The organism is Pseudomonas sp. NPDC086581, from assembly GCF_044746165.1.
Lineage (GTDB): Bacteria > Pseudomonadota > Gammaproteobacteria > Pseudomonadales > Pseudomonadaceae > Pseudomonas.
In genome coordinates, this window is the sequence record NZ_JBIVBR010000008.1 from 255737 (window position 1) to 277189 (window position 21453).

20 protein-coding genes are annotated in these 21453 nt (G+C 67.0%); 16 read left to right on the plus strand and 4 right to left on the minus strand.

The annotated features are described in order from the left end of the window. The first annotated feature begins 53 nt into the window (after positions 1 to 53). The 14 genes from ACIPK7_RS17895 (at position 54) to ACIPK7_RS17960 (ending at position 14458) form a co-directional block, all read left to right on the plus strand. Positions 54 to 1724 carry a DUF1302 domain-containing protein gene (locus ACIPK7_RS17895; protein ID WP_401089266.1) on the plus strand — a complete coding sequence of 557 codons (1671 nt, stop codon included), beginning with the start codon at positions 54 to 56 and terminating at the stop codon, positions 1722 to 1724. A gap of 14 nt (positions 1725 to 1738) precedes the next feature. Beyond that, complete coding sequence (locus ACIPK7_RS17900; protein WP_192433000.1) at positions 1739 to 3106, plus strand: DUF1329 domain-containing protein; 1368 nt, start codon at positions 1739 to 1741, stop codon at positions 3104 to 3106. 105 nt (positions 3107 to 3211) lie between these two features. Beyond that, positions 3212 to 4273, plus strand: coding sequence for a WD40/YVTN/BNR-like repeat-containing protein (locus tag ACIPK7_RS17905; protein ID WP_401089268.1), 1062 nt, complete (start codon positions 3212 to 3214; stop codon positions 4271 to 4273). A 3-nt stretch (positions 4274 to 4276) separates the two neighbouring features. Further along, a complete protein-coding gene (locus ACIPK7_RS17910; protein WP_401089270.1) occupies positions 4277 to 6763 on the plus strand; it encodes an RND family transporter in 2487 nt (828 codons plus the stop codon). A gap of 119 nt (positions 6764 to 6882) precedes the next feature. Beyond that, on the plus strand, positions 6883 to 8073 hold the full coding sequence (locus ACIPK7_RS17915) for an MFS transporter (protein WP_192433003.1): 1191 nt from the start codon (positions 6883 to 6885) through the stop codon (positions 8071 to 8073). Further along, positions 8070 to 8843, plus strand: coding sequence for an SDR family NAD(P)-dependent oxidoreductase (locus ACIPK7_RS17920; RefSeq protein WP_192433004.1), 774 nt, complete (start codon positions 8070 to 8072; stop codon positions 8841 to 8843). The genes ACIPK7_RS17915 and ACIPK7_RS17920 overlap by 4 nt, the downstream gene beginning before the upstream one ends. A gap of 11 nt (positions 8844 to 8854) precedes the next feature. After that, positions 8855 to 9427 carry a cupin domain-containing protein gene (locus ACIPK7_RS17925; protein WP_192433005.1) on the plus strand — a complete coding sequence of 191 codons (573 nt, stop codon included), beginning with the start codon at positions 8855 to 8857 and terminating at the stop codon, positions 9425 to 9427. Then, positions 9424 to 10416, plus strand: a complete 993-nt coding sequence (locus ACIPK7_RS17930; RefSeq protein WP_401089273.1) for a fumarylacetoacetate hydrolase family protein — start codon at positions 9424 to 9426, stop codon at positions 10414 to 10416. Before ACIPK7_RS17925 ends, ACIPK7_RS17930 begins: the two co-directional genes overlap by 4 nt. Further along, positions 10407 to 11387: an NAD-dependent epimerase/dehydratase family protein gene (locus tag ACIPK7_RS17935; RefSeq protein ID WP_401089275.1), complete on the plus strand. Its 981-nt coding sequence runs from the start codon at positions 10407 to 10409 to the stop codon at positions 11385 to 11387. Before ACIPK7_RS17930 ends, ACIPK7_RS17935 begins: the two co-directional genes overlap by 10 nt. After that, on the plus strand, positions 11384 to 12166 hold the full coding sequence (locus ACIPK7_RS17940; RefSeq protein WP_192433008.1) for a cyclase family protein: 783 nt from the start codon (positions 11384 to 11386) through the stop codon (positions 12164 to 12166). Before ACIPK7_RS17935 ends, ACIPK7_RS17940 begins: the two co-directional genes overlap by 4 nt. A gap of 71 nt (positions 12167 to 12237) precedes the next feature. Continuing rightward, on the plus strand, positions 12238 to 12816 hold the full coding sequence (locus ACIPK7_RS17945) for an NAD(P)H-dependent oxidoreductase (protein WP_401089277.1): 579 nt from the start codon (positions 12238 to 12240) through the stop codon (positions 12814 to 12816). Between the two features lie 66 nt (positions 12817 to 12882). After that, entirely contained in the window at positions 12883 to 13263 is a 381-nt protein-coding gene (locus tag ACIPK7_RS17950) for a MerR family transcriptional regulator (protein ID WP_401089279.1), read from the plus strand. 85 nt (positions 13264 to 13348) lie between these two features. Further along, positions 13349 to 13693: a cupin domain-containing protein gene (locus tag ACIPK7_RS17955; RefSeq protein WP_401089281.1), complete on the plus strand. Its 345-nt coding sequence runs from the start codon at positions 13349 to 13351 to the stop codon at positions 13691 to 13693. A 99-nt stretch (positions 13694 to 13792) separates the two neighbouring features. After that, entirely contained in the window at positions 13793 to 14458 is a 666-nt protein-coding gene (locus tag ACIPK7_RS17960; protein ID WP_401089283.1) for a VIT1/CCC1 transporter family protein, read from the plus strand. Positions 14459 to 14528: 70 nt separating this feature from the next. On the opposite strand, the gene ACIPK7_RS17965 is transcribed toward ACIPK7_RS17960, so the two are convergent. The 4 genes from ACIPK7_RS17965 to ACIPK7_RS17980 form a co-directional block, all read right to left on the minus strand. Then, entirely contained in the window at positions 14529 to 17000 is a 2472-nt protein-coding gene (locus ACIPK7_RS17965; protein WP_401089285.1) for a TonB-dependent siderophore receptor, read from the minus strand. 112 nt (positions 17001 to 17112) lie between these two features. Beyond that, the gene (locus tag ACIPK7_RS17970; RefSeq protein WP_401089287.1) at positions 17113 to 18069 is read right to left on the minus strand and encodes a FecR domain-containing protein; all 957 of its coding nucleotides are present in this window, start codon (positions 18067 to 18069) and stop codon (positions 17113 to 17115) included. Next, positions 18066 to 18575: a sigma-70 family RNA polymerase sigma factor gene (locus ACIPK7_RS17975; RefSeq protein WP_401089289.1), complete on the minus strand. Its 510-nt coding sequence runs from the start codon at positions 18573 to 18575 to the stop codon at positions 18066 to 18068. The genes ACIPK7_RS17970 and ACIPK7_RS17975 overlap by 4 nt, the downstream gene beginning before the upstream one ends. A 124-nt stretch (positions 18576 to 18699) precedes the next feature. After that, complete coding sequence (locus tag ACIPK7_RS17980) at positions 18700 to 19389, minus strand: GNAT family N-acetyltransferase (RefSeq protein ID WP_192433016.1); 690 nt, start codon at positions 19387 to 19389, stop codon at positions 18700 to 18702. A 330-nt stretch (positions 19390 to 19719) separates the two neighbouring features. Between ACIPK7_RS17980 and ACIPK7_RS17985 the strand changes: the two genes are divergently transcribed. Beyond that, positions 19720 to 20814, plus strand: a complete 1095-nt coding sequence (locus ACIPK7_RS17985; RefSeq protein ID WP_081518434.1) for an NAD(P)-dependent alcohol dehydrogenase — start codon at positions 19720 to 19722, stop codon at positions 20812 to 20814. A 129-nt stretch (positions 20815 to 20943) separates the two neighbouring features. Then, positions 20944 to 21453, plus strand: coding sequence for a sigma-70 family RNA polymerase sigma factor (locus ACIPK7_RS17990; RefSeq protein WP_192433017.1), 510 nt, complete (start codon positions 20944 to 20946; stop codon positions 21451 to 21453).

Below are 21453 nucleotides of genomic sequence, written 5' to 3' on the forward strand. Positions count from 1 at the left end.
CGGCTCACCACCGCCAACACCGACGCACAAGAACAAGAAAGAGGAAACCCCCGATGTTGACTCGCACGCGTGCAACCGCGCGGCCGCTGCCGCCGCTCAAGCCCATTACCCTGGCTCTTCTCGCGCTGGCCGCCAGCCACGCCCAGGCCTTCGAATTCGACACCGGCAACCCCGACCTGCGGGCGCGCTGGGACAACACCCTGAAGTACAGCGCCGCCTGGCGCACACAGGATGCGAGCAGCAAGCTCACCGAAGGCCAGACCGCGCTGAACCTCGACGACGGCGATCGCAACTTCGACAAGGGCCTGATCTCCAACCGCCTGGACCTGCTCTCCGAGCTGGACATCACCTACGGCAACGTCGGTGCGCGGGTCAGCGGCGCGGCCTGGTACGACGACGTCTACAACCGCGGCACCGATAACAACGCCCCCGGCCGCGCCAACAGCTACTCGGTGGACTACGACGAGTTCACCGACGACACCCGCACTCTCCACGGGCGCAAGGGCGAGCTGCTGGATGCCTTCGTCTTCGGCAAGACCGAGATCGGCGAGATGCCGGTGTCCGGCCGCCTGGGCCGCTACGCCATGCAGTGGGGCGAGAGCCTGTTCTACGGCATGAACGGCATCGCCGGCGGCATGGCACCGGTCGACGTGGTCAAGGGCCTGTCGGTGCCCAACACCCAGTTCAAGGAACTGATCCGCCCAGTACAGCAGGTCTCCGGCCAGCTGCAGCTGACCCCGGACGTGTCCCTGGGCGCCTATTACCAGTTCGAGTGGGAAGCCAACCGCCTGCCCGCTGCCGGCAGTTACTTCTCCAATGACGACTTCTTCGGCGACGGCGGCGAGCGCATGTTCGTCGGCACACCGGTGATGCCCGGCGGCCAGCCGCTGGCCTTCTACCGCGGCAACGACAAGGAGGCCAAGGATTCGGGGCAGGGCGGCGTGCAACTGCGCTGGCGCACCGAGACGGTGGACTGGGGCGTCTACGCCATCCGCTTCCACGACAAGAGCCCGCAGCTCAACGTGCGCCCGGACTTCGCCAACCTCAACCCGGTGACCGGCAAGGCCGGCGAGTACTACTGGGTCTATCCCGAAGGCATTGAGGCGCTGGGGGCGAGCTTCTCCACCACCCTGGGCAACTTCAACGTGGCGGGCGAGCTGTCCACCCGCTGGAACCAGCCGTTGGCCTCCACCAGCCAGCACGCCCTGGCGCCGGGCGAGGCAATCGACAACGACGACGACCCGGTCTACGCCACCGGCCGCACGCTGCACGCCAACTTCTCCTGGCTGGCGAGCCTGGAGCCGAACTTCGTCGCCGCCGAGTCGAGCTTCCTCGGCGAGATCGCCTGGAACCGGGTGATGAGCGTGAGCCAGAACGCCGATGCGGTCGACCCCAACGCCGACCGCGACGCCACCAGCCTGCGCCTGGTGTTCGAGCCGATGTACCGGCAGATCTACCCCGGCCTAGACCTCTCGGTACCCATCGGCGCGAGCTACACCAACGGCGCCTCCGAGGCGCTGGGCACCGGCTTCGGCACCGACCACGGCGGCGACCTGAACATCGGCCTGAAGGGCAACTACCTCAACACCTGGAACCTGGGCCTGACCTACACGCACTACTACGGCCCGGAGAACACCTTCCTCGACGCCGACAATCACTACACCTACGAACAGTCGCTGAAAGACCGCGACTTCATCGCCTTCACCGTCAGCCGCACCTTCTGACCGAGGACTGCCCGATGAAACACAACAAGAAAGTCGTTTCCCTGCTCACCGCCTTGAGTGCCTCCCTGCTGTTCGCCCATGGCGCCTCTGGCGCCGTCTCCGCCGAGGAGGCGGGCAAACTGAGAACCACCCTGACCCCGCTGGGCGGCGAGCGTGCCGGCAATGCCGACGGCAGCATCCCGGCCTGGACCGGTGGCTACACCCAGGTCGACCCGGCCTACAAGGACGGCGGCAAACGCGGCGATCCCTTCGCCAGCGAAAAGCCGCAGCTGACCATCACCGCGCAGAACATGGCGCAGTATGCCGACAAGCTGACCCCCGGCATCCAGGCGATGCTGAAGAAGTACCCGGACAGCTACCGACTGGAGGTCTACCCGACCCACCGCAGCGCCGCCGCGCCGCAGTCGGTGTACGACGCCACCTTCGCCAACGCCACCAGTGGCAAGCTGGTGGACGGCCCCGGCGGGCCGATGCCCGAAGGCGCCGCCGGGGGCATTCCGTTCCCGATCCCGGCCAACGGCGTGGAAGCCATGTGGAACCACCTGCTGCGCTGGCGCGGCGCCTCCTGGCACGCGAGCTTCAACCAGTACCTGACCACCGCCGACGGCAAGCATGTGCTGACCAACGACTCCCGCGCCGACCTGCAGATGCCCTGGTACCTGCCGGGCGGCAGCGGCGAGAAGGGCGTGTTCTGGTCGATTCGCATGACCAACGACGGCCCGCCGCTGCGCGCCGGCGAAGCCATCACCGGCCTGGAAAACCTCAACGCCGACAAGGCTGCGGTGTGGACCTACCTGCCCGGTCAGCGTCGCGTGCGTCGCCTGCCCAACGCCTGCTGCGACACCCCGACGCCGGCTACTGCCGGGGTCATGAGCTTCGACGAGCTGTACGTGTTCAACGGCCGCGTCGACCGCTTCGACTGGAAGCTGGTGGGCAAGAAGGAGATGTACATCCCCTACAACGTCAACAAGGTCTTCACCGCCGAAAACGGCGAGGCGCTGCTCGATGCGCACCACCTGAAGTCCGACGCCATTCGCTGGGAGCTGCACCGCGTCTGGGTGGTGGAAGCGAGCCTGAAGAGCGGCCAGCGCCACGTCATGCCCAAGAGCACCTACTACCTCGACGAAGACACCTGGGCCGCCGTGCTCGGCGAGCGCTACGACGCGCGCAACCAGCTGGCCAAGGTGGTCTGGACCTCGCCGGTGGTACTGCCCGACCTGCCCGGCGTGGTGACCCTCACCAACGGCTTCTACGACCTGCTCTCCGGGGCCTGGTTCGCCGGGGACCTGTTCGCCGGCAAGAGCGAGCAGTACCGCATCGTGCCGCCCTACAAGGACTCGGTGTTCACCGCCGACGCCATGGCGGGTGAGGGCGTGCGCTGATCGTCCGCGGGCAGGCCCGGCGTCTCGGGCCTCGCCCAGCTCCTGCAGCGAGCTGTGTAGCGAAACCGTTGTAGCGATTACAAGAAAAAAGAAAGGTTGCGTGCGATGAAGAAGAGTCTCTCCGCCTGGCTGCTGGCAGCCTGTTGCGCGGTGCCTGCGGCGTTCGCCGATGGCAGCGTGGATGTCCTGGCGCAGCCCGCCGTGCATGGCCCGCAGGCCCTGCGCGCGGTGCTGCAGGATGTGGCCCGCGCTGGCGAGCGTCTGGTGGCAGTGGGGGAGCGTGGCGTGGTGCTGCTCTCCGACGACAACGGCACTACCTGGCGCCAGGCCACGGCAGTGCCGGTGAGCGCCGGCCTGACTGCCGTACAGTTCATCGATGCGCAGAGTGGCTGGGCCATCGGCCACGCCGGCGTGGTGCTGCACAGCGAGGACGGCGGCGAGCACTGGACCCTGCAACTCGATGGCAAGCGTGGCGCTGCCCTGGAGCAGCAGGCCGCCGAAGCTTCCGGTGACGCTGCGCGCGTCGCTGCCGCGCAAAGGTTGGTGGCCGACGGCGCCGACAAACCGCTGCTGGCGCTGAGCTTCGCCGATACCCGCCACGGTCTGGTGGTCGGTGCTTACGGCGTGGCGCTGAGCACTGCCGATGGCGGTCGCAGCTGGCAGTCCGCGATGGGCCGGCTGCCGAACCAGCGTGGTCTTCACCTGTACGCCCTGGCCCGCGCCGGCAGTGACCTGTACGTCGCCGGTGAGCAAGGCCTGCTGCTGCGTTCCCGCGATGACGGCGCGCACTTCGACGCCCTGCAGAGCCCCTACGACGGCAGCTACTTCGCCGCCGCCGTGCTCCCCAGTGGGCGCCTGCTGATTGGTGGTCTGCGCGGCACCCTGTTCGCTTCCGACGATGCCGGCGAAAGCTTCCAGCCGCTGGCCAATCCGATCCCCGCATCGATCAACGGCATCCGCGTCGCCGGCGGCCAGCTGCTGCTCGCCAACCAGGCCGGGATGCTGCTGCGCGGCGGCCTGGACGCCTTCGCTGCGCAGCCGCTACCGGTCTCCGACGGCTTGCCGCTGGCCGCGGCGATCACAGCTGCCGACGGTGCCATCGTCGCCGTCGGCATGGCCGGTGCGCGCCGCCTGGCGCCTTCTTCCCAACCCCTTCGCGCGGACTGAGCCATGCACGCCACGACTTCCCCTGAGCCGTCCAGCGGCCGCCTCGACGACTTCGACAGTGCTTCCGGCTCGCTGCTGGAACGCGCGCTGTTCAACCACCGCGCCCTGGTCCTGCTGCTGTGCCTGGCGGCGACCCTGCTGCTGGGCTGGCAGGCCACCCGCCTGACGCTCAACGCCAGCTTCGAGAAGATGATCCCGCGCGAGCACCCCTTCATCCACAACTACCTGGAACACCGCCAGGAGCTGGCCGGGCTGGGCAACGCCGTGCGCATCGCCGTGGCCAACCCGCGCGGCAGCCTCTACGACAAGGACTACCTGCACAGCCTGCAGCAGCTCAACGATGCGGTGTATCTGCTGCCCGGCGTCGACCGTGCGGCGATGAAGTCGCTGTGGACGCCCTCGACCCGCTGGACCGGTGTGACCGAGGACGGCCTGGAAGGCGGCCCGGTGATTCCAGACGGCTACGATGGCAGCCTCGCGAAACTTGAAGAACTCAAGCGCAACGTCGAGCGCTCCAACGAGATCGGCCAGCTGGTGGCCTTCGACCAGCGCTCGAGCATCGTCTACGTGCCGTTGCTGGAGAAGACCCCGGATGGTCAGGCGCTGGACTACACGGCCTTTGCCCATGAGCTGGAAAGCCTGCGCGCGCGCTTCCAGGGGCAGGGCGTGGACATCCACATCACCGGCTTCGCCAAGGTGGTGGGCGACCTGATCGACGGGCTGAAGCAGATCCTGCTGTTCTTCGCCGCCGCCATCGCTATCACCGCCGCGGTGCTCTACTGGTACACCCGCTGCGTGCGCAGCACCGCGCTGGTGGTGATCTGCTCGCTGGTGGCGGTGGTCTGGCAACTCGGCCTGCTGCCGCTGCTGGGTTACGAGCTGGACCCGTACTCGGTGCTGGTGCCGTTCCTGGTGTTCGCCATCGGCATGAGCCACGGCGCGCAGAAGATGAACGGCATCATGCAGGACATCGGCCGCGGCATGCATCGCCTGGTGGCGGCGCGCTTCACCTTCCGCCGGCTGTTCCTCGCCGGGCTCACCGCGCTGCTTTGTGACGCCGTGGGTTTCGCCGTGCTGATGATCATCCGTATCCAGGTGATCCAGGACCTGGCGGTGATCGCCAGCCTGGGCGTGGCGGTGCTGATCTTCACCAACCTGATCCTGCTGCCGGTGCTGCTCTCCTACGTGGGCGTCAGTGCCCGCGCGGCGCGCCGCAGCCTGCGCGCCGAAGAGGCCGAGGCGAGCGGGGCGGACAAGCACGCCATGTGGCGCTTCCTCGACCTGTTCACCCGGCGCCGCTGGGCCGCCGCGTGCATCGCCGTGGCCGCGCTGATGGCCGCTGGCGGCTACGCGGTGAGCCTGCACCTGAAGGTCGGCGACCTCGATGCCGGCGCCCCCGAGCTGCGCCCGGACTCGCGCTACAACCGCGACAATGCCTTCGTCACTGCCCACTACGGCGCCAGCAGCGACGTCTTTGCTGTGATGGTGCAGACCCCGCCCGGCGCCTGCTCGGCCTACGACACCCTCAAGCGCGTGGATGACCTGGACTGGCAACTGCGTGGCCTGCTGGGAGTGGACTCGACCAACTCGCTGGCGCTGCTCAACCGCCGTGTTCTGGTGGGCCTCTCCGAAGGCAGCCCGAAGTGGTACGAGCTGGTGAACAACCAGGCGACCCTGAACATGGTCACCGCCAACGCGCCCCGTGGCCTGTACAACGACGATTGCAGCCTGCTGACGCTCTACGCCTACCTCACCGACCACAAGGCCGACACCCTCGCGCGCGTCGTGGACAGCGTGCAGGCCTTCGCCCACGACAACGACAGCGAGCAGGCGAAGTTCCTCCTCGCCGCCGGCAGCGCGGGTATCGAGGCGGCCACCAACCAGGTGGTGAAACAGGCCAATCGTGACATGCTCTGGTGGGTCTACGGCGCGGTCATCCTGCTCTGCCTGGTGACCTTCCGCTCTTGGCGTGCGGTGCTCTGCGCAGTGCTGCCGCTGGTGCTGACCTCAATCCTCTGCGAGGCGCTGATGGTGGCGCTGGGCATCGGCGTGAAGGTCGCGACCCTGCCGGTGATCGCTCTGGGCGTGGGCATCGGCGTGGACTACGCGCTCTACGTCATGAGCATCGTGCTGGCGCAGCTGCGCCAGGGCGCGAGTTTGTCCGAGGCGTATTACCGCGCGCTGCTGTTCACCGGCAAGGTGGTGATGCTCACCGGCGTGACCCTGGCCATCGGCGTCGGCACCTGGATCTTCTCGCCCATCAAGTTCCAGGCCGACATGGGCGTGCTGCTGGCCTTCATGTTCGTCTGGAACATGGTCGGCGCGCTGATCCTGCTGCCGGCTCTGGCGTATTTCCTTTTGCCGCAGCGCCAGGCCCGCCTGGAGGCGCAACCGACTGTGGCGGCGCACCACCTGCAGGAAGTCCATCACGACCGCGACTGCTGCCAGCAGCACGCCGCCACGCCCCTGGCCTGCGGCCAGGCTCGCTGAGTCCGCACAACGACAACAAGAGGACGACTCCATGCCCTGCTTGAAGACCCTGTGGCGCGAACTGCGCGCCGGCCTGATCCAGTACGGCGCCACCCATTGCCTGCTGGTGGAGGTGCGCGATGAGCGCTGAACGCACCGCCGGTAGTGCGCAAGCCCTGTTGTTGTTGTTCGGCAGCTGCCTGCCGGTGCTTGGCGCGGTGCTCATCGCGCCGGTACTGCCGCGCATGCAGGCGCACTTCGCCGAGACTCCAGGCGCCGCTGTGCTGGTGCCGGTGGCATTGACCCTGCCGGCGCTGGTGATCGCCTTCCTCGCGCCGCTGGCCGGGGTATTGGCCGACCGCGTGGGCCGGCGCTCCCTGCTGCTCGCCAGCATGCTGCTCTACAGCCTCTGCGGCTTGCTGCCATTGTGGCTGGATTCGCTCGGCCTGATCGTCGCCAGCCGTGCCGGCATCGGCCTGGCGGAAGCCGGGATCATGACCTGCTGCACCACGCTGATGGGCGACTACTTCGACGGCCAGCGCCGCGAGCGCCTGTTCGCCCTGCAGATGGTCGCCACCTCGCTCTCCGCCGCGCTGTTCATGGGGCTGGGCGGCGCGCTGGGAGAGAACAGCTGGCGCACCCCGTTCGCGCTCTATGCCGTGGGCGTGCTCTGTCTGCCGCTGATGGCCGCTTTGCTCTGGGAGCCGCAAGCACGCCGCGTCGAGCATGAGCCGGCCAGTTCCTCGCGCTTCCCCTGGGCCGCCCTGGCGCCGCTGTACCTGCTCACGGGGCTGGCCGGCGTCAGCCTGTTCATCGTGCCGGTGCAGGCGGGCTACCTGCTGCAACTGCTGCACGTCGACGGCCCGCAGCAGATCGGCCTGACCATGGGCGCCAACCAGCTCGGCGTGCTGGCCGGCGCGCTGACCTTCCGCCTGCTTGCCGGGTTGCCGGCGCGCCGCCTGCTGGCGCTGGGCTTCGCCACGGCGGGCCTGGGTGGCGGGCTGATGGCGCTGTCGTCCAGCCATGCGCTCGTGGTCCTCGCCGTGCTGTTGAACGGGCTGGGCGTGGGACTGCTGCTGCCGACGCTGATCACCCAGGTGATGCAGCAGGTCGGCTTCGACCAGCGCGGCCGCGCCACCGGTGGCTTCACCGCATCGATCTTCGCCGGCGAATTCGTCAGCCCGCTGCTGGTGCTGGCGCTCACCGGCGGCGTCGCCAGTCAGCTGCCGAATGCCCTGCTGCTGGTGGCGCTGGCCCAGCTCGCACTGGCGCCGCTGTGCTTGGTGCTGCTGCGCGGTCGCCGCGTGGCATCGGTGGCGGGGGCGTTATGAGCGCGCTGTTTACCCTGGCCGGCAAGGCTGCACTGATCACCGGCGCCACCCGCGGCATCGGCCTGGCCATCGCCCGCGAGTACGGTCTTGCTGGCGCGCGTCTGGTGATCAGCAGCGAAAGTGCCGATGACTGTGCACGAGCGGTGAAGTTGCTGGCGGACGAGGGCATCGATGTGATCGCCGTGGCCGCCGACCTACGTGACGCGAACGCCGTGCAGGCACTGGCGCAGCGGGCTCTGGAGCATCTCGGCCGGCTCGATGCACTGGTCTGCAATGCCGGAGTCGCGCCACACATGGGGCCGCTCGGCACGGCCAGCGACGCCGACTGGGAGCTGACCTTCACCGTCAACTTGCGCAGCGCGCTGTGGCTGACAAGCGCCTTGCTCCCGGCCATGGCCGAAGGTGGCGGCGGCAGCGTAGTGCTGATGGCGAGCATCGCCGGCGTGCGCGGCAACAAGGGCCTGGGCCTGTACGGGCTGTCCAAGGCCGGACTGGCGCAGCTGGCGCGCAACCTGGCGGTGGAGTGGGGCCCGGCGAACATCCGCGTCAACGCCATCAGCCCCGGCGTGATCCACACCGAATTCGCCCGCCCGCTCACCGACAACCCGGAGGTACTGCAGCGCCGCCTGGCGCTCACTCCGTTACGCCGGGTCGGCCGGCCCGAAGAAGTCGCGGCCCTGGCATTGCTGCTGGCGGCTCCCGGTGGCGCCTTCATCAGCGGACAGAACCTTATCGTCGACGGTGGCACGACCATCGGCGACGGCAATTGAAAGGAGACACCATGCAACAGCTTCCCACCTTCAAACGCGTAGTCACCGGCCACGACGCTCAGGGTCAGGCGGTGGTCGCCAGTTGCGGCCCGACGCCGAACAACTTCCCGCTCAAGGCGGTGCCCGGCACCCTGTTCTACGAGGTGTGGAACAGCCTCGGCAGCCCCGCGCCGCTGGACAACGGCGACGACCCCACCGCCCAGCCGCTTCAGCTCAGCCCCGGACTACAGGGCAGCGTCATCCGTGTGGTGGATATCCCGCCGGACAGCGTGCAGAACCAGGTCAGCGACGAAGACGCCGCAGCAGTCTTCGCCGAAATCGGTGAATCCCACGCCGGCACCGGCAAGGCCGACTCGAAGCACAAGCTGATGCACCGTACCCAGACCCTGGACTACGGCATCGTTACCGAGGGCGAGGTCTGGCTGGTGCTGGACGACGGCGAAGTGCACCTCAAGCGCGGCGACATCGTGGTGCAGCGTGGTACCAACCACGCGTGGAGCAACCGCACCGAAGCGATGGCGCGGATGGTCTTCATTCTTCTCGATGGCCGTTACGCGGCCGAGTTGAAGGAGCTGCTGCCATGAAGCTCGCCACCCTCGATGACGGCAGCCGCGATGGCCGCCTGCTGGTAGTCTCCCGCGACCTGACGCGGGCGGTGGATGCCAGCGGCATCGCCGCCACCCTGCAGGCCGCTCTGGACAACTGGGAGCTGCTGGAGTCCGACCTGCAGAGGCTGTACCAGCGGCTCAACGCCAACGCCGTCGCTGGCGCCTTCGACCTCGATCCGGCGCAACTCGCCGCGCCGTTGCCACGCGCCTGGCAATGGCTGGACGGCTCCTGCTTCCTCAGCCACGGCGAGCTGATGCAGAAGGCCTTCAACCTGGAGCCCATCGAAGGCGTCGAGCGCATTCCGTTGATCTACCAGGGTGCTGGCGATGACTTCCTCGGCCCGCGCGCGGATATCCCGCTGCCCAGTGAAGCCCACGGTATCGACTTCGAAGGCGAGTTCGCCGTGCTGCTCGACGCGGTGCCCATGGGCTGCCCGGCGGAGCAGGCGCTCAAACATGTGCGCCTGGTTCTGCAGCTCAACGACGTCAGCCTGCGCGCACTGGCGCCACGGGAGATGAAGACCGGCTTCGGCTTCCTCCAGGCCAAGCCGGCGTCCAGCTTCGCCCCGGTGGCGGTGACCCCGGACGAGTTGGGCGGCGCCTGGCGCGATGGCCGCGTGCACCTGCCGCTGACGGTGGAGTGGAACGGCGAATGGTTCGGCCATCCCCACGGCGGCGCCATGCACTTCGGCTTCCATGACCTGATCGCCCATGCCGCCCTGACCCGGCGCCTGAGCGCCGGCACGCTGATCGGTTCGGGCACCGTGTCCAACGCCGACCGCTCCGTCGGCTCGGCCTGCATTGCCGAGCGCCGTGCCATCGAGACTATCGCCCACGGCGCGCCACGCACTGCTTTCATGCACTTCGGCGACCGCGTGCGTATGGAGGCTCGCGGCAGCGACGGCGAGGTGCTCTTCGGCGCCATCGACCAGTGCGTGGTTCAAGGGGGCTGGCCATGCGCGTGATGGTCAGCGGGGCCAATGGATTTGTCGGCCGCCTGCTGGTGCGGCGCCTGCTGGAAGCCGGCGTGCTGCGCGGCAAGCGGATCGAAGCCTTGCTGTTGCTGGACCAGAAACTCGAAGGCCTGCCCGACGATTCTCGCCTGCGCCGGCATTACGGCAGCGTCACCGATCCGGCCCTGCTACGCCGCGTCCTGGCCGATGGCGTCGACGTAGTGTTCCACCTGGTGAGCGTGCCCGGCGGCGCCGCTGAGGCGCAGTACGAACTGGGCTACCAGGTCAACCTGCAGGCCAGCCTGGAACTGCTGCAGCAACTGCGCAATGCCGTGCGGCCGCCTGTGCTGGTTTATGCCAGTAGCGTGGCGGTCTATGGCGGCGAATTGCCGGCGCGGATGGACGAGGAACAACCGGCGGCGCCGCAACTGTCCTACGCGGCGCACAAGCGCATGGTGGAGATCGCCCTGCAAGACCTGTCCCGGCGCGGCGAAGTGGATGGCCGCGCGCTGCGCCTGCCGGGCATAGTCGCCCGACCGCGCGAACCCAACGGCTTGCGCTCGGCCTTCATGAGCGACCTGCTGCACGCCTGTGCAGCGGGGGACAGCTACACCTGCCCGGTGTCGCCGCAGGCCAGCGCCTGGTGGATGTCGGCGCGCTGCTGCGTGGACAACCTGCTGCACGCCGCCGAACTCAGGGAGCCCGGTAGTCAACGGGTGTGGCAATTGCCGGTGCTGCAGCTGTCGATTGCCCAGGTGCTCGCCGGGCTCGCCGCCTTTTTCGGCGAAGCCAACTGCGAGCGCATCGCCTTCGATCCCGATCCGCAACTGGAAGCGCTGTTCGGCGCCTATCCGCCACTGCGCACGCCGCAGGCCCGCGAGCTGGGCTTCTGCCACGACGGCACGGTGGCCGGGCTGCTGCGCAATGCCCTCGATCTTCCGCCGCGCCGCAGCCGCGCCGCCCGCAAAGGAATCTCCGCATGAGCCTGAACCAACGCCGCTTGCTGGACCTGTCCGTGACCCTGGACAACAACCCCTACACCGACCCGCCGCCGCTGCTGCCGAAGATCGACTACATGGACCACCAGCAGGGCTGGCCGGAAATGGCAGCGATGTTCCCCGGCCTGCGCAAGGAGGACCTGCCCGGCGACGAATCCTGGGCGGCGGAGCGCCTGCAGATCACCACCCACAGCGGCACGCATATGGATGCACCGTGGCACTACGCGTCCACCACCGACGGTGGCAAGCCGGCCTTCGGCATCGACGAACTGCCGCTGGACTGGTGCCTGCAACCGGGCGTGAAGCTGGACTTTCGTCACCTCCCGGACGGCCATGTGGTGACTGCCGCCGAGGTCGAGGCCGAACTGGCGCGCATCGGCCATGCGCTGCAGCCGCTGGACATCGTGCTGGTTAACACCCGCGCCGGCAGCCTGTTCGGCCAGCCGGGCTACCTCGAAGCCGGCGTCGGCATGGGTCGCGAGGCGACGCTTTACCTGCTGGAGCGCGGCGTGCGGGTGGTGGGCACCGATGCCTGGAGCTGGGACGCACCTTTCAAGTACACCCGCGAGCGCTTCGCCGCCTCGGGCGATGCGTCGATCATCTGGGAAGGCCACAAGGCCGGGCGCGACATCGGCTACGGGCAGATGGAGAAGCTCGCCAACCTCGAGCAATTGCCTGATCACGGCTTCCTGGTCAGCTGCTTCCCCTACAAGATCCGCCACGCCTCCGCCGGTTTCGTGCGCGCCGTGGCGATCCTCGAGTGACTGCCTGGCGTTGACTCTCCCCCCAGGGGGAGGCTTTAGGCTCGACGCGCTTACACAAGGAGTCGAGCACCATGCAACAGAAACGGATCCTCCTGATCCTCGGGCATCCCAGCGACGACAGCTTCTGTGGCGCCATCGCCGAGCGCTACCGGGAAGCCGCCAGCGGCGCCGGCCATGAAGTCAGGCTGCTGCGCCTGGGCGAGCTGGACTTCGACCCGGTGTTGCGCAGCGGCTACAACCGCGAGCAACCGCTGGAGCCGGACCTGCTGCAGGCGCAGCAGGCGATTGCCTGGGCCGATCACCTGGCGCTGGTGTTCCCGGTCTGGTGGGGTGGGGTGCCCGCGCTGCTCAAGGGCTTTCTTGACCGGGCGTTGCTGCCCGGTTTCGCCTTCCGTTATCGAAAGGGCTCGGCCTTTCCGGAAAAGCTGCTCAAGGGTCGCACCGCGCACCTGCTGGCGACCATGGACACGCCGCCCTGGTATTTCCGCTGGTTCCAGCGCATGCCCGCGCTGCAGCAGATGCGCAGGACCACCCTGGAATTCTGTGGCATTCGGCCGACCGGCACGCTCCTGCTCGGGCCGATCCTCCACTCGGCGCCGCAGCGCCGTGAGGGCTGGCTGCGGCAGGTGCAGTCGCTCGCTGGTGGATGATCCGCAGGCTGGGATTTTCGCCGTACCTGCCGCATGCTGGCCGCCGCCTGTGCAGGAGTGGTTCACATGTATATCGGGAAGGTTGCCGAACTGTCCGGCACCACGGTCAAGTGCATTCGTCACTATGAGGAAATCGGCTTGCTGCCCACGCCGCGTCGGGAGGGCAAGTACCGCGTCTACACGCCGGAGACGGTCGAGTTGCTGGTGTTCATCAAGTGCGCCCAGCAGTTGGGCTTTCGCCTCAAGGAGATGCAGGAGATCTTCCAGCGCGGCGACGAGCTGTCGCGCTGGGACCTCGTGCGCGAAGCGATTGCGGCGAAGAAGCAGGAACTTAGCCGGCGCATCGCGGAGCTGCAAAGCCACTACGAGGGCCTGGAGGATTTCGAGAAAAGCCTGCTCGACGCCACTGCGCTCTGCGACCTGGAGCGCCTGCCAGCCGGGGGCTGAACGACCCTTTGTCGCCTCGTTTCGGGCGGCGCCATGCAGCGTCTTTACTGGCACAGAGAACCTGTCGCTCAGTGAGGCCGGCGTGATGAACAGCGTAGAGGTGGCACCCGAGACACGAGGCGTGACGGTGGAGCTGCTGTCCTCGGTCGACCTCGGCCCCGAGATCGACGGCATGGCGGGCCGCCAGCTACGCATGCGGCGGGTGACCATCGCGCCCGGCGGCGTGTTCGGGCCGGTGCATGACCACGTGGACCGCCCCGGCACGGTGTTCATCCTTCAGGGCACCATCACCGACCATCGAGACGGTATCGCCACTGACTACGGGCCGGGCGTCGGTTGGCCCGAGGACCACAACACCACGCACTGGCTGGAGAACCGCGGCAGCGTCACTGCCGTGGAGATTTCGGTCGACATCGTCCGGCTGGGTTAGTCCCGGCCGGACGCGTTGTTTCGATCACCACTTGCAAGCGCTCAGTCAATGGCATGAACGAGGGACGACGAGCCGTGCTCGCCGATCAGGAGGGAAGCGATGGACAAAGCCGAGAAGGGCACCTGGCAGCGGGTGCTGGAACCGATCGACCGCATCACCGAAGTGATCTTCGGCCTGCTGATGGCCATGACCTTCATCGGCTCGCTGAGCGTGGCGACCTCGGGGCGGGAGGAGGTGCGCACCATGCTGATCGCCGCGCTGGGCTGCAACCTCGCCTGGGGCCTGGCCGATGCCGTGATCTTCCTGATGCGTACCTGGACCGAGCGCACCCGCAGCCGAACCCTGCTGGAGAACCTGCAGGGCAGCGCTGACCCGCGCCATGGGCAAAGCTTGATCGCCGCCGAACTGCCGCCGCGTCTCTCCGCGGCGGTAGGGGTGGACGGGCTGGAAATGCTGCGCCTGCACTTGCTGCGGGAAGCCGCTGGGCCTTCGGGGCCGGCGCGGATTGGCTGGGAAGACATCAAGGGCGCGCTGGCCACTTTCCTGCTGGTGGTGCTGGCGACCTTCCCGCTGGTCATTCCCTTCCTGCTGATCGACCAGACCGGCCCGGCCATCCGCGCCTCGAATGCAGTGGCGCTGGCGATGCTGTTCATTTCCGGCTGGATACTCGCTCGTTACTCCGGCGGTTCGCCCTTTGCCGGTGGACTTGCGCTGGCCGTGGTGGGCACGGCGCTGCTGTTCGCCATCATCGCACTGGGCGGCTGAGGCCCGGCCTTCGGCCTCCCACTGCGACTTCACCCGGAATGAGCCTCACCGGTGCTATCGGATGCTCACCTCAGAAGTCAGCCTTCAGGGTGACGGTGTAGTTGCGCGGGTCTCCATACTGGTTGCTCGCGTTCAGCCAGCCGATGGAGGAGTAGTACTTCTTGTCGAACAGGTTGTTGCCGTTCAGGGCGACGCTGAGGTTCTTGTTGATCTGGTAGCCCAGGCGGGCGTTCCAGATGGCGTAGCCGGATTGCTTGATATCGCCGACGCCGCCGGTGCCGCCGAAGTTGGTGTTGTAGTTCTCGCTCTGGATGTTGGCGCCGGCCCCGGCGCTCCACTGGCTCAGCTCGCCCGGCAGCTTGTAGTCGGCCCAGAAGCGCAGCAGGTGGCGCGGCGTGTAGCTGTTGAAGGTGGAGCCGGAGGACGAGGTGCCGTCGCCCGGATCGTTGAGGAACTTGGTCGAGGTGTAGGTGTAGCCGGCGAACAGCTGCAGGTCGCGCAGCACTTCGCCGCTGATCTCCGCGTCGAAGCCCTCGGCGCGAACCTTGCCGCCGGCCACGTAGCAGTTGTCTTCGCCGTTCTGCCCGCACGCCGAGGCGTAGTCGTACTGCGCACGGTTCTCCTGGTCCACGCGGAAGATCGCGAAGCTGGTGTTCACCCGCCCATCCATCAGCTCGCCTTTCAGGCCCAGCTCGTAGTTGGAGCCTTCGATGGGCTTGAGCGGAGCGCTGTCCTGGGTCAGCTCGGTCTGCGGCTTGAAGATGTCGGTGTAGCTGGCGTAGACCGACCACTGGCTGTTCAGCTCGTAGATCAGGCCGCCGTAGGGAGTGAACTCGCCGGTTTCCTTCGAATGGGCCGGGGCGGGCGAGGAGGTGGTCAAACGGGTGAGTTCGTAGTCGTACTGGTAGTTGCTGGTACGCCCGCCCAGGACCAGGGTCAGCGGCTCGGCCAGCTTGTAGCGCACCACGCCGTAGAGGCCGTTCTGGCGAATATGGCCCTTGGAGGTGCCGGCGTAGGTGGTGCTGAGCATCTCCTCCGTGGTTGGCTCGCGCGGGGAGACCGGGTCGTAGATGTTGATCGGCCCGAGGTTGAGCAAGCCACCTTGCAGGTCGTCGGTCTTCAGGTCGCTGGCGTTGGCGCCGACCACCACCTGGTGCTCCAGGTCGAAGGCACGCCACTTGCCGGCAAGGTTGATGTCGGCGCCTTTGTTGATGTTCTCGAAGTCGTAGAGGTAGGCGCGCGACTGCATGCCGTCGCCGCTGGCCGGGTCGACCGCGCCACGGCCGAAGCTGTAGAGGATGTCGTTGGTTTCGCGGATGTAGCTGCCCGAGGCATTCAGGCGCCAGTCATCGTTGAAGTCATGGGTGATGTCGGCGAAGTAGGTGGTCTGCTTGTTGTTCCACTTGTTCCAGTCCGCGCCGGTGAAGGTGGAGCGCCCCGCATGCACTGCGCTGCCATCCTTGTTGCGTGGTAGACCGCCGAAGGACGGTGTCGAGTGCAGGTCCTCCACGCTGGCGCCGGCGGCCACTCGGGTGTCGTCGGTGAGGCCGTATTCCAGGATGCCGTAGAGCACGTTCTTGCGGCTGTCCGCGGTGTCGTAGAAGTAGTCGCGATCCTCGTGGGCGGCCACTACGCGGCCGCGCAGCCGGCCGTCGGCGGTGAGCGGAGTGCTGCCATCGATCGTCTGCCGGTAGGTGTCCCAGGAGCCGGCGCTGGCGGTCAGCGAAAGCGATGGTTCGGCCTTCGGGCGCTTGCGCACGAGGTTGATCGCCGCGCCGGGGTTGCCGCTGCCCTGCAGCAGGCCGTTGGCGCCGCGCAGCACTTCGACGCGGTCGTAGAGCAGCGTGTCGGAGGTGAAGCTGCTGCCGATGGCGTAGTAGCGTCGGTCGAGGGGAACGCCGTCGTACTGGATGGTCTCCACCTCGAAGCCGCGCGAGTAGATGTACTTGCCGCCGGACGGGCTCTGGTAGGTGGTGATGCCGGTGGTTTTTTCCAGCACCTGGTCCAGGGTGTCGAGGCGCTGGTCGTCCATCGCCTTGCGGGTGATGACGGTGACCGACTGGGGGATGTCCTTCAGGCGCTGGGCCGACTTGCCGATGGTGGCTTCGCTGGAGGTGTAGGAGCCGGAGTCTTCCGTCGTCGGCCCCAAACCCTGGCCGGTGACCACCGTGTCGCTCATTTCCAGCGCGGACGGTATTGCCTCCAGCACATAGCTGCCGCCCTGGTCCACCGCGCGCAGGCCGGTGCCGGAGAGGAGGGCGGCGAATCCCGCCTCCGGCGAATAGCTGCCATGCAGGCCGGCCGACTGGAGATGGGCGGTCCTGCTCGCATCGAACGAGAGCGCAACCCCGACTTCGCTGGCGAAGCGGCTGATCACCTCGGTCAGCGAACCGGCGGCGATGTCGTACTGGCGGATGCTCTGCGCGGGGCCGGAGCTTGCCGGCTCTGCGGCCTGGGCGACGGGCACGGCGACGACGGCGACACTGAAGAGGGCGGCCTGCACGTGCATGGCGAGCCGATGGCGAACGAACGGATACAGCATGGTCTCTCCCCGGTGGTGGTGACCCAGTGGGTCACTGATGCCGGAGTAGCCGAACCAGGGACAAAGAAAGTGCACGGTGTCTGGAAAAATCTTTTCCGGCATTCATGCAGGCTCAGCCGCGCGGAACCACGGTTACCCAATACCCCGTGCGATACACCGCCGTAACAGGGAAGCTGCGCTCCAGGGCCCTGAGTGCGAGATCGGTGTCATCCACCGGGAAGGCGCCGGAAATGCGCAGGCCGCTGATGCGCGGGTCGCATCTCAGCCAGCCGTGGCGGTAGCGCCCCAGCTCTTCCAGCAGTTCGCCCAGGGGGCGGTCGATGGCGATGAGGCTGCCTTGCCCCCAGGCGCCCACCGAGGTGTCGTTGGCCTGCACAGGCTGGATGACGCCGGAGACGATCCGCGTGTGCTGGCCGGCTTCCAGGCGCAACGGGTTGCCCTGGCCGGGCACCGAGACTTCGACGGCCTTTTCCAGCACCGCCACCTCGGTTCCATTGCCCCGGATACCCACGCTGAAACGCGTGCCCAGCGCGCGCACGGTGGCGTCGGTGCTGCGTACGCGGAAGGGTCTGTCGAGTGCATCGGTTGCGGTGCTGATCAGCACCTCGCCGGCGCGCAGGACGATCAGGCGCTGGTTCGCATCGAACAACACATCCACGGCGCTGTCCGTGCCCAGTTGCATCCGGCTGCCGTCCGCCAGGGTGAAGTGGCGACGTTCGCCGACCGCGGTCCTGTAGCCGGCTGTGTAGCGCTGGCGTGCGTCGCTGCGCCAACCCAGGGTCGCCAGTCCGCCAATGGAAGCGAGCAGTACGATGCTGCGCACCACTTGGCGCCGCGATTGGCCAGCCGAGGTCAGAGTGGCAGCGGCCAGGCGACCCGGCACGCGCGCCATCTGCAGGTTCACCGATTCGATGCGTTGCCAGGCGCGCTGGTTGATCGGGTCGGCCGCCAGCCAGTGCTGCCAGGCCTGCTGGTCGCGGTCGCCCGGTGCCGCGTTGGCCAGGCGTGCGTACCAGCGGGCCGCTTCGCCGATGGCTTGCCGTTCATTTTGTGGCAGGGCGTCGTTCACAGGACGCCCGCCATGGCCAGGCAGCAGTGCTCCATGGCCTTGGCCATGTACTTGTTCACCGTGCGCAGCGAGATACCCAGTCGCTCAGCGATCTGGTTGTAGGTCAACCCTTCGAGCTGGGACAGGATGAAGGCCTGCCGGACTTTCGGCCCCAGGCCATCGAGCATTCGGTCGATTTCCAGCAGCGCTTCGAGCAGCAGCGCCTGTTCCTCAAGGGACGGTTGAACCGCCTGGGGAAGCAGCGCCAGCGCTTCCAGGTAGGCGCGCTCCAGCGAACGGCGGCGGTACAGGTCGATGACCAGGCCGCGGGCGATGGTCTGCAGATAGTGGCGGGGCTCTCGAATCGCCTCGGCGCTCCGGGCCATCAGCACGCGGACGAAGGTGTCCTGCGCCAGGTCGGCGGCATCGGCGGAGTCATTGAGACGCTTGCGCAACCAGCCGCGCAACCAGCCATGATGGTCGCGATAAAGCATCCCTACCGCCTGCAGCGACGAATCTCCCTGCATTGCAATCCCCTAAGAACAGTTTGCAAACGACAATCGTTATCAACTATACGGGATGTGGGGTTGCTTGGAAACTGCGCTGTGGTGGGCGTCTGATCAGCGCCGATAGCTGCCGTCAGAGTGATCTTCAGTGGAGAGTGGGCAAGTGCTCCTTCACCAACTCCTGCGCCTGCCAGGTCATCTGGTCGAGCAGGCGGTCGCGTTTCTTTTCTGCCTCGCGCATGGCCTTGCTGCCGTTCTGTTTCACCAGGTAGGTGTGGATCTGCCGCACTTCCTTGGACTGGTAGATCGGCGCCAGGTCCTGCACGGCGACCATGCCATCGGAGCGGTGGTCGCGGGTGTTCATCAGGACGTGTGGCCCCTGAGCGGCCAGTACCTGGAAGCCCAGCGTCTCGAAGACCGGCACCTTGCCCGCCGCACAGGCCAGTTCGGCGTGGGGGCGATGCTCGGTCATCTTCTGTAGCAGGGCGCGGGCGATGCCGTGGCGGCGGTGGCTGGTCTGGACGGCAATGTAGGCGAGGGTGCAGGCCTCGGCGTCGTCCTGGCTCGGCAGGTAGAGGGCGAAGCCGAGCACCTGCGACGGGTCTTCGTCGTCCAGGGCGAGGATCAGGCGCGCGGGACTGGCCGGTGAACCGTCCATGGCCTGCAGGTACAGGTGCACCTCGAAGCCGATCACGTACTGGTACAGCTGGAATAGCGGGTTGCTTGGCGTGAGCGGCACCGGGCTGATGTCGCTGAAGTAGTCCACCACCATCTGCAGCACCTGGCTTTTCAGGGATTCGGGAGGCGAGGTGTCGAGGGATACGAGGGTGAACATCTGAAGCTGGCTCCGGGCTTGGCCGATGCGGGGGAATTGGTCTGGGCACCATTGTAACCTCCGTCTGCGGCGAACGTCGCAAGCTCGCCGCCATCACCCGGTCGTCGACAGGATCAGCTCGGTGGACGGGGTGGGCTACAGTCTGGAGCGCGAGTAGCGCGAGTAGCGCGATAGCCGAGCCTTCCCCGACGTTGATATGCATCAACGGGATTTCGCCGAGGCCCAGCACACTGGTTCGAATCGGACGAGGGTGGCAGGTCGCGATGAATATTCGACCTTCGCCCCCGGCCATCTGTACCGATGGTGCATTTCAAGCGAGGAGAGAGAACGATGGCAATGATGAAGGCAGCGATTTTCGTGGAGCCGGGCCGCATCGAACTAGCGGACAAGCCCATCCCGGAGATCGGCCCCAACGATGCGCTGATCCGTATCACCACGACCACCATCTGCGGCACCGACGTGCACATCCTCAAGGGTGAATACCCGGTGGCCAAAGGGCTGACCGTCGGCCACGAGCCGGTGGGGATCATCGAGAAGCTCGGCAGTGCGGTAAAAGGCTACCGCGAAGGCCAGCGGGTCATCGCCGGCGCGATCTGCCCCAACTTCAATTCCTATGCCGCGCAGGACGGCGTGCCCTCGCAGGACGGCAGCTACCTGATCGAGAGCGGCCGTTGCGCCTGCCATGGCTACAAGGCCACCGCTGGCTGGCGCTTTGGTAATCTGATCGATGGCACCCAGGCCGAATACGTCCTCGTGCCGGACGCCGAAGGCAACCTCGCGCCGATCCCCGACAGCCTCACCGACGAGCAGGTATTAATGTGCCCGGACATCATGTCCACCGGCTTCAAGGGCGCCGAGAACGCCAACATCCGCATTGGTGACACCGTGGTCATCTTCGCCCAGGGGCCGATTGGCCTGTGCGCGACGGCCGGCGCACGCCTGCTGGGCGCCTCGACCATCATCGCGGTGGATGGCAACGCGCACCGGCTGGATATCTCCCGCAACATGGGCGCCGACGTCACCCTGGACTTCACGCAGTGCGACGTGGTGGAGGAGGTGATGAAGCTCACCGGCGGGCGCGGCGCCGATTCGTCCATCGAATGCCTGGGGTTGCCGAGCACCTTCGAGCAGGCGATGAAAGTGCTCAAGCCGGGTGGGACCCTCTCCAGCCTGGGCGTGTACTCCAAGGACGTGCAGATACCGCTCTCCGCCTTCGCCGCCGGCCTGGGCGACCACCGCATCAACACTGCGCTGTGCCCCGGCGGCAAGGAGCGCATGCGCCGGCTGATGAGCATCATCGAGTCGAACCGCGCCGACTTCGGCTCACTGGTCACGCACCACTACGCCCTGGACAACATCGTCGAGGCCTACGACCTGTTCGCTCACCAGCGCGACGGCGTGCTGAAGATCGCCATCAAGCCCTGAGGTGGGGCAGGGAATGATCTTTCGCCTGCGGCCGCGGTCATTCCCTGCAGCGTTCAGCCCAATTGCGCAGGACATGGCAAATCCAGTATTGTTGAGAACGATTATCATGTTTAACAAAACTGGACGTTCATGGATAGCGAGCGGGCATTCGAAAGGGATGTTGAGCGGCTTTACATTGCCCACCACGGCTGGCTGAAGGGTTGGCTGCGCCGCCGCCTGGGCGAGCACACCGATGCCGAGGACCTGGCGCAGGACACCTTCGTGCGCGTGATGCGCTCGCGCAGCGCCATCGCCGATCTGCGCCAGCCGCTGGCTTATCTCGCCACCATTGCCAACAGCCTGCTGATCAACCGCTGGCGCCGCCAGGCGGTCGAGCGGGCCTATCTGGAAGCGCTGGCCGCACGGCCTGAGGCAGTGGCGCCTTCGGAGGAAGAGCGCCTGCTGCTGATCGAAGCGCTGGTGGAAATCGACGAACTCCTGCATGGCCTCACGCCGCAAGTGCGGGAAATCTTCCTGATGTCGCAGCTAGACGGCCTGACCTACCCGCAGATCGCGCTGCGCCTGGAACTGAGCGTCAACCAGGTGCAGAAGGCCATGAGCAAGGCGTTCACCGCCTGCTACGCGTGCCGGTTCGAGTGA